The sequence below is a fragment of the Variovorax sp. CCNWLW225 genome, from assembly GCF_037204045.1.
GTDB lineage: Bacteria > Pseudomonadota > Gammaproteobacteria > Burkholderiales > Burkholderiaceae_C > Variovorax.
Map to the genome: position 1 here is coordinate 17,507 of NZ_JBBCBV010000009.1, position 14,986 is coordinate 32,492.

General features: G+C 65.4%; 12 protein-coding genes. 10 read left to right on the forward strand and 2 right to left on the reverse strand.

All coding sequences use genetic code 11. The annotated features are described in order from the left end of the window. Positions 1-11: 11 nt before the first annotated feature. Complete coding sequence (locus V9L20_RS16100) at positions 12-908, forward strand: RNA ligase family protein (protein WP_337297358.1); 897 nt, start codon at positions 12-14, stop codon at positions 906-908. Continuing rightward, positions 905-2,044 carry an AAA family ATPase gene (locus tag V9L20_RS16105; protein ID WP_337297359.1) on the forward strand — a complete coding sequence of 380 codons (1,140 nt, stop codon included), beginning with the start codon at positions 905-907 and terminating at the stop codon, positions 2,042-2,044. The genes V9L20_RS16100 and V9L20_RS16105 overlap by 4 nt, the downstream gene beginning before the upstream one ends. Before the next feature lie 64 nt (positions 2,045-2,108). Here the strand turns inward: V9L20_RS16105 and ffh are convergent, their stop codons facing one another. After that, complete coding sequence (gene ffh / locus V9L20_RS16110; RefSeq protein WP_258504072.1) at positions 2,109-3,497, reverse strand: signal recognition particle protein; 1,389 nt, start codon at positions 3,495-3,497, stop codon at positions 2,109-2,111. 194 nt (positions 3,498-3,691) lie between these two features. Here ffh and V9L20_RS16115 point away from each other — a divergent pair, with 194 nt between their 5' ends. The 8 genes from V9L20_RS16115 to V9L20_RS16150 all read left to right on the forward strand — a co-directional run bounded on the left by V9L20_RS16115 (position 3,692) and on the right by V9L20_RS16150 (position 13,975). Beyond that, positions 3,692-4,501 carry a cytochrome C assembly family protein gene (locus V9L20_RS16115; protein WP_337297360.1) on the forward strand — a complete coding sequence of 270 codons (810 nt, stop codon included), beginning with the start codon at positions 3,692-3,694 and terminating at the stop codon, positions 4,499-4,501. Next, entirely contained in the window at positions 4,498-4,755 is a 258-nt protein-coding gene (locus V9L20_RS16120; RefSeq protein ID WP_157612073.1) for a PP0621 family protein, read from the forward strand. The genes V9L20_RS16115 and V9L20_RS16120 overlap by 4 nt, the downstream gene beginning before the upstream one ends. A gap of 15 nt (positions 4,756-4,770) precedes the next feature. Then, positions 4,771-6,468, forward strand: a complete 1,698-nt coding sequence (locus V9L20_RS16125; RefSeq protein ID WP_337297361.1) for a two-component system sensor histidine kinase NtrB — start codon at positions 4,771-4,773, stop codon at positions 6,466-6,468. 4 nt (positions 6,469-6,472) lie between these two features. After that, positions 6,473-8,032, forward strand: coding sequence for a sigma-54-dependent transcriptional regulator (locus V9L20_RS16130; protein ID WP_443098591.1), 1,560 nt, complete (start codon positions 6,473-6,475; stop codon positions 8,030-8,032). Beyond that, the gene (gene ampD, locus V9L20_RS16135) at positions 8,019-8,636 is read left to right on the forward strand and encodes a 1,6-anhydro-N-acetylmuramyl-L-alanine amidase AmpD (RefSeq protein ID WP_337297362.1); all 618 of its coding nucleotides are present in this window, start codon (positions 8,019-8,021) and stop codon (positions 8,634-8,636) included. Before V9L20_RS16130 ends, ampD begins: the two co-directional genes overlap by 14 nt. 351 nt (positions 8,637-8,987) lie before the next feature. Beyond that, on the forward strand, positions 8,988-11,900 hold the full coding sequence (locus V9L20_RS16140) for a ribonucleoside-diphosphate reductase subunit alpha (RefSeq protein ID WP_337297363.1): 2,913 nt from the start codon (positions 8,988-8,990) through the stop codon (positions 11,898-11,900). Positions 11,901-12,078: 178 nt separating this feature from the next. Continuing rightward, positions 12,079-13,251: a ribonucleotide-diphosphate reductase subunit beta gene (locus V9L20_RS16145; protein ID WP_126747956.1), complete on the forward strand. Its 1,173-nt coding sequence runs from the start codon at positions 12,079-12,081 to the stop codon at positions 13,249-13,251. Positions 13,252-13,447: 196 nt separating this feature from the next. Beyond that, the gene (locus tag V9L20_RS16150; protein ID WP_055801757.1) at positions 13,448-13,975 is read left to right on the forward strand and encodes a histone H1-like DNA-binding protein; all 528 of its coding nucleotides are present in this window, start codon (positions 13,448-13,450) and stop codon (positions 13,973-13,975) included. 97 nt (positions 13,976-14,072) lie between these two features. Here V9L20_RS16150 and V9L20_RS16155 read toward each other — a convergent pair whose 3' ends face one another. Then, positions 14,073-14,975 (reverse strand): carbohydrate kinase family protein, encoded by a 903-nt coding sequence (locus V9L20_RS16155; RefSeq protein WP_337297364.1) that lies wholly within the window; start codon positions 14,973-14,975, stop codon positions 14,073-14,075. Between the last annotated feature and the right edge of the window lie 11 nt (positions 14,976-14,986).

Here is a 14,986-nt window from a genome sequence, read left to right on the forward strand (position 1 = left end):
TGGAGAACAACGTGTTCCCTCTCTCTTCTCTTTCATCCGTTCCACTGCTCAAGTACCCGCGTACTGCGCATCTGGAAGGCTCGCGCTTGCAGGCCGGCGACACCGACGATGGCCAGACACCGTTGTCCGCGCTGCAGGGCCAGCGTGTGGTCATCGAGGAAAAGCTCGATGGCGCCAATGCAGCCGTGTCGTTCACCTCTGGGGGCGAGCTGCTGCTGCAATCGCGCGGCCACTATCTCGCGGGCGGCGCCAGCGAGCGCCAGTTCAACCTGTTCAAGCACTGGGCCGCCGCCCACGAGCCGACGCTGCTCGAGCGGCTCGAGGACCGCTATGTGATGTACGGCGAGTGGTGCTTTGCAAAGCACAGCTGCTGGTACGACCGGCTGCCCGCGTTCTTTCTGGAGTTCGACCTCTACGATCGCCAAGCGCAGTGCTTCCTGTCGACACCCGCACGGCACGCATTGCTCGACGGCAGCCCGGTACTTTCGGTACCCGTGCTCTACGAAGGCGAGATGCCGCACCAGGCGAAGGCACTGCGCTCGCTCGTGCGGCCATCGCTCGCGCGCAGCGCCGGCTGGAAAGTGGCCTTCGAACAGGCCGTGATGCAGGAAGGCCAGCCGCTCGAGCTCGTGCGGCAGCAAACCGACCTGTCCGACTTGGCTGAGGGCCTGTACCTCAAGACCGAGTCGCAGGGCGAGGTGACCGGCCGCTACAAGTGGGTGCGGCCTGATTTCGTGCAGACCATCCTCGACTCGGGCTCGCACCACAGCCGCCGGCCCGTGCTGCCCAACCAGCTCGCGCCAGGTGTCGACCTCTACGCGCCGACGCCGCAAGTGGGCTGGAAAGACCTGGGGCTACGCACGTTCCGCGACCCCGCAGAACTGACAACAACAGGGAGGCCGCGATGACCTACGACGACTTGCGCGCACTGGTGCCGACGCCTCCGCAGGGCTACGACTGGGCCGAGTGCTGCGAACTGCTGCCGGCCCTGCTGCGCCTTGAAGAGACGCCGCAAGACCCGTACTACCACGCCGAAGGCAACGTCGGCATCCACACGCGCATGGTGCTGGACGCGCTGATGCAGGATCCGCACTACCAGCGTGCCGGCGCCGACGGCCGTTTCGTGCTGTTCATGGCCTGCCTGCTGCACGACATCGCCAAGCCGGACACCACCGTGATCGACGAAGCCAGCGGCCGTATCGGCCAGCCGGGCCATTCGCGCCGCGGCTCGGTCGATGTGCGCGTGCTGATGTGGAAGGCCCGCGTGCCGTTCGCGCTGCGCGAAGCCGTGTGCCGGATCATCGCGGTGCACCAGTTGCCGTTCCATGCCTTTGCCTCGCGCAAGGGGGTGCGGCCCGAGTGGCTGGTGCACAAGCTCTCGTGGGAATTGAGCCTGCCCGACCTGTGCTGCGTGGCGCGCTGCGACATGCTCGGGCGCCACTGCGAGAAGCGCGCAGACAGCATGGCCGACATCGCGCTTTTCGAGGAATTGGCCCGGGAAGAAGGCTGCTGGGAAGGCTCTCGCCAAATGGCCGATGCACACACGCGCCTGGCCTACTTCCGTGGCGCGGACACCAGTCCCGACTACCCGTTGTTCCAGGCTGCGGGTTCGCAGGTCACGGTGATGTGCGGCCTGCCCGCGAGTGGCAAGAACCATTGGGTGGCGCAGCATCGCAAGGGCTGGCCGGTGGTGTCATTCGACGATGCGCGTGCCGAACTGGGGTTGAAGCACGGCGAGAACGACGGGCTGGCCGCGCACCATGCGGTCGATGGGGCCAAGGCGCTGCTGCGCAAGCAGGAGCGCTTCGTCTGGAATGCCACGCACCTGAGCCAGCAGATGCGCACCAAGACGCTGGACCTGCTCTGGGCGTATCACGCCCGGATCGAGCTGGTGTACCTGGAGGTGCCGCATCCCGAGCTGATGCGCCGCAACCGCGAGCGCGACACCACGTTATCGAACGCGGGCATCGAGCGGATGCTGCATCGCTGGGAGCTGCCGGCGCCCGTGGAGGCGCACGCGACGGTCTACGACGTGCAGACCTGAAACGACGAAGCCCGCCGGAGCATCCTTCGGCGGGCTTCTGTCTACCTATATATATGCGTGGGGCTCAGAACGGGAGCTTGGGACCGCCCGGGCCACCCATTCCGCCCATGCCTTTCATGCCGCCCATCTTCTTCATCATCTTCATGAGGCCGCCGCCCTTCATCTTCTTCATCATGCCCTGCATCTGCTCGAACTCGTTGAGCAGGCGGTTCACTTCCTGAACCTGCACGCCGGCGCCGGCCGCGATGCGGCGCTTGCGGGTGGCCTTGAGCAGTTCGGGCTTGCGGCGCTCCAGCGGCGTCATGCTCTGGATGATTCCTTCCTTGCGGCGGATGTCGCGCTCGGCGCGGGTCATGTCGGCCTCGGTGGCCTTGGCGGCCATCTGCTGCGGCAGCTTGTCCATCAGGCTGGAGAGGCCGCCCATCTGCTTCATCTGCTGCAGCTGGCCGAGAAAGTCGTTCAGGTCGAAGCCCGCGCCGCTCTTGACCTTGGCCGCGAGCTTCTGCGCCGCCGCCACGTCGACGCCGGCCGTGACCTGCTCGACCAGCGCAACGATGTCGCCCATGCCCAGGATGCGGCCGGCATGGCGCTCGGCGTCGAACACCTCCAGGCCGTCGATCTTCTCGCTCGTGCCGGCAAACTTGATCGGCACGCCCGTGACCTGGCGCACCGACAGCGCCGCCCCGCCGCGCGAATCGCCGTCGGTCTTGGTCAGGATGATGCCGGTGAGCGGCAGCGCGTCCTTGAAGGCCTTGGCGGTGTTGATCGCGTCCTGGCCCTGCATCGCATCGACCACGAACAGCGTTTCGACCGGATCGAGCGCTCCGTGCAGCTGCTTGATTTCGGTCATCAGCACTTCGTCGATCGCCAGGCGGCCGGCCGTGTCGACCAGCAGCACATCGAAGAAGTGGCGCTTGGCGTGGTCGAGCGCGGCGCGTGCAATGTCGAGCGGCTTCTGGTCCGGCGTGCTCGGGAACCATTCGGCACCGGCCTGCTTGGTGACCATCTTGAGCTGCTCGATGGCGGCGGGCCGGTAGACGTCGCCCGACACGGTCAGCACCTTTTTCTTGCGCTTTTCGATCAGGTGCTTGGCCAGCTTGGCGGTGGTGGTGGTCTTGCCCGCGCCCTGCAGGCCGGCCATCAGGATCACCGCCGGCGGCTGGGCCGCAAGGTTGATGTCGGACACGCCCTCGCCCATGGTGGCGGCGAGTTCGCGGTTGACGATGCCGACCAGCGCCTGGCCCGGCTTGAGCGAACCCAGCACTTCCTGGCCAAGTGACTTTTCCTTCACGCGGGCGACGAAGTCGCGCACCACGGGCAGCGCCACGTCGGCCTCGAGCAGCGCCATGCGCACTTCGCGCAGCATGTCCTGCACGTTGCTTTCGGTAATGCGCGCCTGGCCGCTCATCGTCTTGACGAGGCGGGAGAACTTTTCTGAGAGGGCGGTGGCCATGGAAGAAATGCCTTGCTGCCCGCCGCGGCGGGTCATTGGGAAGTCGTAACTGATGTGAGTGTCGGCCGCTTGCGCCCATTCGCGAAACACCGCCGGACCGGCTTTGCCGAACCGCAGGTGTTGCCCCCGGCAGCGGGTTGGCGATGCGCCACGATGCGCGCGAAGACTGGCGGCGAGCCTATTACACTCCTGCAATGATTTTAGCGATCCCCTCCCCACTTGCCGTGGCGCTGGGCATCGCCACCGCGGCTGCCTACGGATTTGCCGCCGCCGCGGGCGCCCGCCTGAGCCGAAAAGCCACCCAGTGGGCCCTGGGGCTCGCATGGCTGCTGCATGCCGCGGTGCTGGCCCACGGCCTGATCGGCAGCCAGCCGCGCTTCGGCTTTGCGCCGGCGCTCTCCGTCACGGCATGGCTGGTGCTTACCGTCTACGCGGTCGAAAGCCGCATGTACCCGCAACTGAAAGTTCGGCGGGCGCTGGCCTGGCTAGGCGCGGCCGCGGTGGTGCTGGCCGTTCTGTTTCCCGGCACGCCGCTGCACGTTTCGGCATCGCCCTGGCTACCGCTGCACCTGGCACTGGGCATTGCCTCGTATGGATTGTTCGGCGCCGCGGTGGTGCATGCCTGGTTGATCACGCGGGCTGAAAAGCAGATTCGCCTTGCCACCGAGCCGCAGGCCGGGGTGCCGCTGCTCACGCTCGAACGGCTCACCTTCCGCTTCGTCACGGCGGGGTTCGTTCTGCTTTCCGCCACGCTGCTGGCGGGCCTGCTGTTCAGCGAAACGCTGTACGGAGCCACGGTGCGCGCCTGGAAGTGGGACCACAAGACAGTGTTCTCGGTGCTGGCGTGGATGAGCTTTGCCGTGCTGCTGGTGGGGCGCGCGCGCTTCGGCTGGCGCGGCCGCACCGCGCGCCGCGTGCTGTATGCCGGCTCCGCCTTGCTGCTGCTGGCCTATGTGGGTTCGCGTTTTGTGCTCGAAGTGGTGCTGGCGCGCGGTACGGCATGAAATACCTGCTCGTTCTCGCGGTGCTCTGGGTGGCAATCTGGCTCTGGCGCAAGAACCGCCGCGAAGAAATGCGCGACGCGCAGCGCGAAAAGGCAGCCCGCGCCCAGCGCCAGCCCGCCGCACCGGCCGCGCCCAAGGCCATGCTGCGCTGCGCGCATTGCGGCTTGCACCTGCCTGCAAGCGATGCGCTCGGCGGCCCGGGCGACGCGGTCTACTGCAGCGCTGCGCACCGTGAGGCCGCCGAGCGCGGCTGAACGGGTGCCGCCTCCATGAGCTCGTCTCTCTGGTCGCGCGGCGAAGCCGTCACCGACTGGGACGTGCTCGAACCGGGCCGCAGCGAAAGCGCCGCGCTGCTGCGGCTGTGGCGCGGTTTCATGGCGGCGCGCTGCTTCGTGGCGCTGGTGCTCGTGCTGTTGCAGGGCGTTTCCTTCGCACTCGGCCAGACGATGCAGCCGTTGGCCATTGCGCTTTCGGCGGGCTACCTGGCGGCGACCTGGCTGGGTGCGCGCTACGCGCATTTCACGCCGCCGATCCGGGGCTTTGCGGCGCTCTGGTTCGTCACCATCGGCATCGACCTGGGCACCTTCACCGCGCTCCAGGTGCTGCAAGGCGGCAACATCAACTACACGCCGCTGTTCGCACTGCCGGTGCTCATGAGCGCGGTGCTCGGAACCGTGACCGTGGGTCTGGGCACCACGGCCACTGTCACGCTGCTGTTGCTGGCGGACGCGGGCTGGCACTGGCTCCAGCAGCCCGGCGACTCGTCCACCCGCTTCGTGCAGGCGGCGCTCACGGGCACCGGGCTTTTCGTAGTGGCGCTGCTGGCGCACGAGCTCGCACGCCGGCTCGCACGAGAAGAAGCCACCGCCGAGCGCAACCGCAGCAGTGCGCAAATGCAGGCGCAGGTGAACGACCTGGTGATCGAAACGCTGAGTGAAGGCGTGCTGGTGATCGACGCCGAAGGCCTGGTGCACGCGGCCAATCCGGCCGCCGATGCCATCCTCGGCCAAGGCCTGGCCAAGCTCCCCCTGCCCTTTGCGCTGCACACGCAGCCCGCTTGGCATGCGCTGGCCGCGCTGGCGCGCCAGACCTTTGCGCGCCGGGCGCCGCAATCCGAAGAAATTCCGGTGGCGCAAGCGCGCGGCGCGGCACGCGAAGTGCGGGTGCGCACGCGGCTCACGCCCACCAGCGACCAGCGCGTGGACAGCCTGTGCGTGATGTTCCTTCAAGACCTGCGCGAACTCGAGGCCCGCATCCGCACCGAGAAGCTGGCGGCAATGGGCCGCATGTCGGCTGCAGTGGCGCATGAAATCCGCAATCCGCTGGCCGCCATCACACAGGCCAGCGCGCTGCTCAACGAAGACCTCACCGATCCCGCGCACCGAAAGCTGACCAGCATGGTGCAGCACAACGCCCAGCGTCTCGCACGCATCGTGGACGACGTGCTCGACGTTTCGCGTGCGCGCCAGCAGCGCGTTCTTTCGCTCGGCGAGCAGGTCGCGCTCGACCCCGCCGTGCGCGCCCTCGCCGAAGAATGGGTACGCCAGACGCAGCGCCCGGGCGTTCTCATCACGCTCGATGCCGCCGACAGCGAGGTGCGCTTCGACGTCGAGCACCTGCGCCGGCTGCTGGTGAACCTGCTGGACAACGCGGCGCGCTACGCCGGCAAGCGCGAGGGCTCGATCCAGGTCGTCACCACCACGCAGCGCGGAAGCTCAGGCCGGCCGAGCCTGCAGGTGTGGAGCGACGGCGCGCCGCTGGAGCCGGCGGTGCAGCGCCATTTGTTCGAGCCGTTTTTCTCTTCCGAAAGCCGCTCCAGCGGACTCGGCCTGTTCTTGTGCCGCGAGCTGTGCCGACGCCATGGCGCCACCATCGGCTACGAGCGCCGGGCGCTTGTGGCGGGCGGACCCGAAGGCAACGAATTCTTCGTCAGCTTCGCTCCCAGCGAAAACCGGCTGACACAATAGCGCCGTGAGCACTCCCAATCCCCCTTCCCTGCAGCGCCCGGCCAACATCCTGGTCATCGACGACGAGCCCGACCTGCGCACGCTGTACGAACTCACGCTGCTTCGCGAGGGCTACCGCGTGGAAGCCGCGGGCAGCGTTTCGGAAGCATGGGAGCACCTGGAGGCCGGGCAATTCGATGCGGTGATCACCGACATGCGGCTGCCCGACGGCCAGGGCATGGAAATCATCCACCGCATCCAGAAGGACCAGCGCACCGAGCGCTGCGTGGTGATGACGGCCTACGGTTCCGCCGAGAACGCGGTCGAGGCGCTGAAAGCCGGCGCATTCGACTACCTGACCAAACCTGTCGACCTGAAGCAGTTCCGCGCCGTCGTTGCCTCCGCCGTGCAGGCGCAGCAGGCCGCGCCCGCCAAGGCCACTAAAGCGGTGCCGGCGGCACAAGGCGAACGTGCCGGCGACACGCCCGGCGTGACAGGCAGCGGCATTGCGGCGCTCGAGCGGCTGGTGGGCAACTCGGAGCCGATGCGCCTGGTCAAGTCGCGCATCGCCAAAGTGGCGCGCGGCATGGCGCCCGTGCTGGTGCGCGGCGAATCGGGCACCGGCAAGGAGTTGGTGGCGCGCGCCGTGCACGCCTGCAGCCAGCGCAGCGACGGCCCGTTCGTTGCGGTCAACTGCGGCGCCATTCCGGAGAACCTGCTCGAGGCCGAATTCTTCGGCGCACGCAAGGGCTCGTACACCGGCTCGTCGCAAGACCGCGACGGCTACTTCCAGGCCGCGCGGGGCGGCACGTTGTTCCTCGACGAAATCGGCGACCTGCCGCTGGCAATGCAGTCCAAGCTGCTGCGCGCGATCCAGGAGCGCAGCGTGCGCTCCATCGGTTCCACGCAGGAAGACGCGGTCGACGTACGCATCGTGAGCGCCACCCACAAGGACCTGCATGCCGAGGTCAACGCCGGCCGCTTCCGCCAGGACCTGTTCTACCGGCTCAACGTGATCGAGATTGCGGTGCCCGCACTGCGCGACCGGCGCGAAGACCTGCCGGCCCTGTGCGCCGCTTTGCTCGCGCGCATTGCGCACGACGGCGGACTGCCGGTGCCGCATCTTTCCGGCGACCTGCTGCACCGTCTCGCGCAGCATCCGCTGCACGGCAATGTGCGCGAACTCGAAAACCTGCTGCACCGCGCCGTGGCGCTCAACGACGGCGACGAACTGCACCTGGACCTGATGGGCGGTGGACAGCCCGCCGTCGCGGGGCTTGCGGCTTCGGCGCCCTCGTTTTCTCCGCCGCCGGACGACGGCGAACCGCCCGCCGCTGCAGCACCCGCGGCCGCCTTCGTTGAACCTAAGACCGCACCGCCGCCCTTGCCGTCCGACCTGCAGGCTTATCTCGACCAGCAGGAGCGCGAAATTCTGGTGCGTGCTCTGCATGAAAGCGGCTTCAACCGCACCGCCGCAGCCGCGCGGCTCGGCATGAGCCTGCGCCAGATCCGCTATCGCATCGCGCGCCTGGGCATCACCACGCCCAACGGCGACGAAGGTACCGCGAGCAATGCCGACGATTGAAGCATCAGCGGCCAACGCGAGCGGTGGCGACGGCCTCTGGCGCGCCGGCTGGTACCGCTTTGCAAAGGCGTTGCACTCGCCGAATTTCGGCCCGCGACCGGCAGGCGCGCAGACCGACCTGATCGTGCTGCATTCCATCAGCCTGCCGCCCGGCGAATATGGCGGCGATGCGGTGCAGCAGCTCTTCGCGAACCAGCTCGACTGGGACGCGCACCCTTACTTCCAATCCATTCGCGGCCTGCAGGTTTCCTCGCACTTTTATGTGCGGCGCAACGGCGAACTCTGGCAGTTCGTGAGCTGCGACGATCGCGCCTGGCATGCCGGCGTCTCGTCCTGGCGTGGCCGCGAAAACTGCAACGACGATTCGATCGGCATCGAGCTCGAAGGCCTGGAAGGCCAGCCCTTCGACGAGGCCCAATACGAAACGCTGGCCAGCCTTTGCGCGGCGATTGCGCAGCACTACGCCATCGCGTTCATCGCGGGCCACGAGCACATTGCGCCGGGCCGCAAACAGGATCCGGGCGCGGGCTTCGATTGGCAATTGCTGCGCGGCCAGCTCGGCTGGAGTCCGCGGATGTTCCCCGAACAGGTGCTGCCGCTCTAATTTTTTTAATCGGTCGGCGGTATGCGATGCGGCGTTCTTGCGCCGCAGCAATCTCTAAAATTTGGAGCGCGCCTCCAGCAACCATGCGCCTTGCAGGCCCAAATCCGCTTGCAAGCCACAGCCCGCGCGGGTTGCGCGACCATAGGCCAGTATTCATGGGGCATCGCTGGCCGAGTGCCGCGCCCAAACAAATACGCCACTGTGTTGAATATCTCAAAAAACACTACATCTAGTGGTTGTAGACGCTTCGCACCCTAGATATAGTGTCTTCCGTCCGGTCATCACGCACCGGCGCAATGCCCCGCCAAGGCATTGCCACCCAACAAGAATTGCCACACCGAGAGGAAGCGAATGCAAACAGCCCTGAACACCCCATCGACCCCGCGTGCCGTTCCCTCGACGCCGCAGCAGCAACGAGACACTGCTGGCTCGCCCACCGGTCAGAACCTCGCGCACTACCAGATCATCCGTCGCAACGGCGCCGTGGTTCCCTTCGAACCCAACAAGATCGCCATCGCGATGATGAAAGCCTTCCTGGCGGTGCACGGCACCCAGGGCGCGGCTTCGGCCAGCGTGCGCGAAACGGTCGACGCCCTCACGCAAGGCGTGATCCGCGCCATGGTCCGTTCGCGTCCGGGCGGCGGCACCTTCCACATCGAAGACGTGCAAGACCAGGTCGAGCTCGGCCTGATGCGCGGCGGCCACCACGAAATTGCGCGCGCCTATGTGCTGTACCGCGAACGCCGCACGCAAGAGCGCTCCAAGCAAGGCACGCAGGAAACGCCGGCTGCGCCGCTGCTCCACGTGCTGGACCGCGGCGAGCGCGTGGCGCTCGACCTGAATGAACTCAAGGGCCTGATCGAATCGGCTTGCGAAGGCCTGGGCGACGGCATCAGCGCCGCGCCGATCGTCGCCGAGACGATGCGCAACCTGTACGACGGCGTGCCGCTCGACGAGGTGTACAAGGCCTCGATCCTGGCCGCCCGCACGCTCATCGAGAAGGACCCCGACTACACCTTCGCGACCGCCCGCCTGCTGCTGCACACGATCTTCAAGGAAATCATCGGCCGCGAAGTCATGCCCGCCGAACGCGCGCAGACCTACGCCGACTACTTCCCGCAGTTCATCAAGAAGGGCGTCGAGAACGAACTGCTCGACGAAAAGCTGCTGCAGTACGACCTGCCCCGCCTGGGCGCGGCGCTCAAGGCCGAGCGCGACAACCAGTTCGACTACCTCGGCCTGCAAACGCTGTACGACCGCTACTTCCTGCACGTGCGCAAGTCGCGCATCGAACTGCCGCAGGCTTTCTTCATGCGCGTGGCCATGGGCCTCTCGCTGAACGAAATCGACCGCGAAGCCCGCGCCATCGAGTTCTACGAAGTGCTGTCGTCGTTCGACTTCATGTCGAGCACGCCCACGCTCTTCAACGCCGGCACGCTGCGCTCGCAGCTTTCCAGCTGCTACCTGACCACCGTGCCCGACGACCTGGACGGCATCTACGAGTCGATCAAGGAAAACGCCCTGCTCTCCAAGTTTGCAGGCGGCCTGGGCAACGACTGGACCCGCGTGCGCGCGCTGGGCAGCCACATCAAGGGCACCAACGGCGAATCGCAGGGCGTGGTGCCGTTCCTCAAGGTGGTGAACGACACGGCCGTGGCGGTGAACCAGGGCGGCAAGCGCAAGGGCGCGGTCTGCACGTACCTTGAAACCTGGCACCTCGACATCGAGGAGTTCCTGGAACTGCGCAAGAACACCGGCGACGACCGCCGCCGCACGCACGACATGAACACGGCCAACTGGATTCCCGACCTCTTCATGCGCCGCGTGATGGAAAAGGGCACCTGGACGCTGTTCTCGCCGTCCAACGTGCCCGACCTGCACGACCTGTTCGGCGCCGACTTCGAGAAGGCGTATGTCGCCTACGAAGAAAAGGCCGCGCGCGGCGAGATCAAGCCCGCCCGCACCATCCAGGCGTCGGACCTGTGGCGCAAGATGCTGACGATGCTGTTCGAGACCGGCCATCCCTGGATCACGTTCAAGGACGCCTGCAACGTGCGCTCGCCGCAGCAGCACGCCGGCGTGGTTCACTCGTCGAACCTGTGCACCGAAATCACGCTGAACACCAGCGACACCGAAACCGCCGTGTGCAACCTGGGTTCCGTGAACCTGCTGCAGCACCTGAAGGACGGCAAGGTCGACCAGGAAAAGCTCAAGAAGACGATCTCGACCGCGATGCGCATGCTCGACAACGTGATCGACATCAACTACTACGCCGTGAAGAAGGCGCGCGACTCGAACCTGCGCCACCGCCCGGTCGGCCTGGGCCTGATGGGCTTCCAGGACGCGCTGTACGAACTGCGCATTCCCTACGCCTCGCAAGAAGCCGTGCAGTTTGCCGACGAGTCGATGGAAGCCATCTGCTACCACGCCTACTGGGCCTCGACCGAGCTGGCCAAGGAACGCGGCAAGTACTCGAGCTACAAGGGCTCGCTGTGGGACAAGGGCATCCTGCCGATCGACACGCTCGACCTGCTTGAAAAAGCACGCGGCGGCTATGTCGAGGTCGACCGCTCGGCCACCCTCGATTGGGATGCGCTGCGCCAGAAGATCAAGGCCGACGGCATGCGCAACTCCAACTGCGTGGCCATCGCCCCGACTGCGACCATCTCGAACATCATCGGCGTCGATGCCTCCATCGAGCCGTGCTTCGGCAACCTCTCGGTCAAGTCGAACCTGTCGGGCGAGTTCACCGTGATCAACCACTACCTGGTGCGCGACCTCAAGCGCCTGGGCCTGTGGGACGACGTGATGGTGATGGACCTGAAGCACTTCGACGGTTCGCTGCGCCCGATCGACCGCGTGCCGCAAGACGTGAAGGCGCTCTACGCCACCGCGTTCGAAGTGGAAACCACGTGGCTCGTCGAAGCCGCCTCGCGTCGCCAGAAGTGGATCGACCAGGCGCAATCGCTCAACATCTACATGGCCGGCGCATCGGGCAAGAAGCTCGACGACACCTACAAGCTCGCATGGCTGCGCGGCCTGAAGACCACCTACTACCTGCGCACGCAGAGCGCGACGCACGCCGAGAAATCCACGGTGCAATCGGGCCGCCTCAATGCGGTGTCGTCGGGCAGCGATGCACCTTCGGGCATGAGCGCACTCGACGCAGCGGCTGCCGCAGCAAAGGCGCAGATGAACGCGATTCCCGCAACCGACATCGCGTTCTGCGGCGTGGACGATCCGACTTGCGAAGCATGCCAATGACGCGTCAGTGAAGAGAGCGAGGTCCATGCACAACGCGCGAACTCTCAGTCGATCACGGCATTGACTGACATCGCGCGATGCATGAGAGCAACATAACAACCACATAAATGGAGCGCGACGTGAACGAGCACTTTGCAACTCACATCGTTGCTCCGATAATTGAGCATTGGATTTTTCTATGTTGACCTGGGACGAAGAAGTCAAGCCCTCCTTACCAAAGGATATGCAACAAGGATTGCAGCAACACCACGCATCGACCAGCGGCTTGCCCGCAGGCCGACCGGTGGACGCTCCGACTTCGTCGATTGCACAACCCACGGCCCCCGTCGCAGCGCAGCGCGTCAAGGCTTCCGACAAGCGCATCATCAACGGCCAGACCGACGTCAACCAGTTGGTGCCGTTCAAGTACAAGTGGGCCTGGGAAAAATACCTCGCCACTTGCGCCAACCACTGGATGCCGCAAGAAGTGAACATGACGCGCGACATCGCGTTGTGGAAAGACCCGAACGGCCTGACCGAAGACGAGCGCCGCATCGTCAAGCGCAACCTCGGCTTCTTCGTGACCGCCGACTCACTGGCCGCCAACAACATCGTGCTGGGCACCTACCGGCACATCACGGCGCCCGAATGCCGCCAGTTCCTGCTGCGCCAGGCTTTCGAGGAAGCGATCCACACGCACGCGTACCAGTACATCGTCGAGTCGCTCGGCCTGGACGAGAGCGAGATCTTCAACGCCTACAACGAAGTGCCGTCGATCCGCGAGAAGGACCAGTTCCTGATCCCGTTCATCGACGCCATCAGCGACCCGCACTTCAAGACCGGCACGCACGAAACCGACCAGACGCTGCTCAAGTCGCTCATCGTGTTCGCCTGCCTGATGGAAGGTCTCTTCTTCTACGTCGGCTTCACGCAAATTCTTGCGCTGGGCCGCCAGAACAAGATGACCGGTGCCGCCGAGCAGTACCAGTACATCCTTCGCGACGAGTCGATGCACTGCAATTTCGGCATCGACCTGATCAACCAGCTCAAGCTCGAGAATCCCGGCCTCTGGACCAACGAGTTCAAGGCCGAGATCAAGGCCCTCTTCATGAAGGCCGTCGAGCTCGAGTACAAATACGCCGAAGACACCATGCCGCGCGGCGTGCTCGGCATGAACGCCTCCATGTTCAAGGGCTACCTGCGCTACATTGCCAACCGGCGTGCACAGCAGATCGGCCTCGAAACGCTCTTCCCGAACGAGGAAAACCCGTTCCCCTGGATGAGCGAAATGATTGACCTGAAGAAAGAGCGCAATTTTTTCGAGACCCGCGTGATCGAGTACCAGTCGGGTGGCGCGCTCTCCTGGGATTGAATCTTTCCGATAAGAATTAATGAATTCAAGAATTGCCCTTGCCACCGATCGCGCCGAAGAGCGCGGCATGGACGAGGGCTCAGGTGTTCATGGTGCTGGAGCACAGATTCCAACGCCATGAATCGCTTTGCGCTACCAACGTGCGCGGAGTGCTTCAATAGGTTGATTTTTTCAACTTGATCAAGGAGAAATAGAAATGGCAACTGCAAAGAAAGCGCCGGCTAAGAAAGCCGCTGCAAAGAAGGCTCCGGCAAAGAAGGTCGCGGCCGCTAAGAAGGCTCCCGCCAAGAAGGTAGCTGCGAAGAAGGCTCCGGCCAAGAAGGTCGCAGCCAAGAAGGTAGCCGCCAAGAAGGCGCCTGCGAAGAAGGTAGCCGCCAAGAAGGCAGCTCCGGCAAAGAAGGCCGCTGCCAAGAAGGCTCCGGCGAAGAAGGCCGCAGCGAAGAAGGCTCCTGCCAAGAAGGCGGCGGCGAAGAAGGCTCCGGCGAAGAAGGCCGCTGCCAAGAAGGCCCCTGCGAAGAAGGCTGCCGCCAAGAAGGCTCCTGCCAAAAAGGCTGCGGCCAAGAAAGCCGCGAAAAAGCCCGCTGCCAAGCCTGCCGCTGCTGCCAAGAAGCCTGCTGCGAAGAAGGCCGCCAAGGCAGCCCCTGCCGCAGCGCCTGCTCCTGCTGCGCAAACGACGCTGAACCCGCAGGCAGCCTGGCCGTTTCCGACGGCCAGCAAGCCCTGAGCTTCTCAGCGGCCTTGACGGCAAAAAGCCCGGCACCTCACGGTGTCGGGCTTTTTTTATGCGCGCCGCCCGCGAAGGCGAGCGAGCAACCGGCGGCTCAGAGGCCCAGCGCCTTCTTGTCGATCTGGTAGTTTTGCGGCCCGCGCTGCGCGATCTTGAGCGCACCGATGCGGTTGCCAAGTGCCGCGCATTGCGCGAGCGGCCATTCCTTTTCCAGGCCGAACAGCAGCGCGCCGCGCCATGCATCGCCGCAGCCAGTGGGTTCGACCACCGCAGTCGGCGTCACGCCCGGCACGTGCTCGCGCTCGCCATCGGTCCACACTTCGCAGCCCTCGGCCGCCAGCGTGACCACAAGGCCGCGCACGCGCTTGGAGATTTCTGCCAGGCTCCAGCCGGTGCGCTGCGAGAGCATCTTTCCCTCGTAGTCGTTGACGACCACCCAGCTTGCCAGATCGATGAAGTGCTTGAGCGCCTCGCCGTCGAACATCGGCAGGCCCTGGCCCGGATCGAACACGAACGGAATGCCCGCGGCCGCGAATTGCTCCGCATGCTGCAGCATCGCGTCGCGGCCATCGGGCGCGATGATGCCGACGCGGATGTCTTCGCGGGCGGCGATTTTCGTAAGGTGCGCTTGCTGCATTGCACCGGGGTGGAACGCGGTGATCTGGTTGTTGTCGACGTCGTTCATGATCATCGCCTGCGCGGTGAAAGTGTCGTCGAGCTGGCGCACGAACTCGGTGCTGATGCCCAGCGTACGCAGGCGCTCCAGGTAGTCGGCTCCGTCGCTTCCGAGCGTGGCCATTGGCAATGCCGTGCCACCCAGCGCGTTGAGGCTGTAGGCGATGTTGCCGGCGCAGCCGCCAAAGTCACGCCGCAGGCCCGGCACCAGGAACGACACATTGAGAATGTGCAGCTGGTCCGGAAGGATCTGGTCGGCAAACCGGCCCTCGAAAGTCATGATGGTGTCGAACGCGAGGGAACCGCAAATCACTGCTGCCATGGTGAGCCGTT

Coding starts and splice junctions, on each gene's coding strand:
- V9L20_RS16105 (WP_337297359.1), top strand. CDS start 905: ATGACCTACGACGACTTGCGCGCACTGGTGCCGACGCCTCCGCAGGGC.
- ffh (WP_258504072.1), bottom strand. CDS start 3,497: ATGGCCACCGCCCTCTCAGAAAAGTTCTCCCGCCTCGTCAAGACGATG.
- V9L20_RS16115 (WP_337297360.1), top strand. CDS start 3,692: ATGATTTTAGCGATCCCCTCCCCACTTGCCGTGGCGCTGGGCATCGCC.
- V9L20_RS16120 (WP_157612073.1), top strand. CDS start 4,498: ATGAAATACCTGCTCGTTCTCGCGGTGCTCTGGGTGGCAATCTGGCTC.
- V9L20_RS16125 (WP_337297361.1), top strand. CDS start 4,771: ATGAGCTCGTCTCTCTGGTCGCGCGGCGAAGCCGTCACCGACTGGGAC.
- ampD (WP_337297362.1), top strand. CDS start 8,019: ATGCCGACGATTGAAGCATCAGCGGCCAACGCGAGCGGTGGCGACGGC.
- V9L20_RS16140 (WP_337297363.1), top strand. CDS start 8,988: ATGCAAACAGCCCTGAACACCCCATCGACCCCGCGTGCCGTTCCCTCG.
- V9L20_RS16145 (WP_126747956.1), top strand. CDS start 12,079: ATGTTGACCTGGGACGAAGAAGTCAAGCCCTCCTTACCAAAGGATATG.
- V9L20_RS16150 (WP_055801757.1), top strand. CDS start 13,448: ATGGCAACTGCAAAGAAAGCGCCGGCTAAGAAAGCCGCTGCAAAGAAG.
- V9L20_RS16155 (WP_337297364.1), bottom strand. CDS start 14,975: ATGGCAGCAGTGATTTGCGGTTCCCTCGCGTTCGACACCATCATGACT.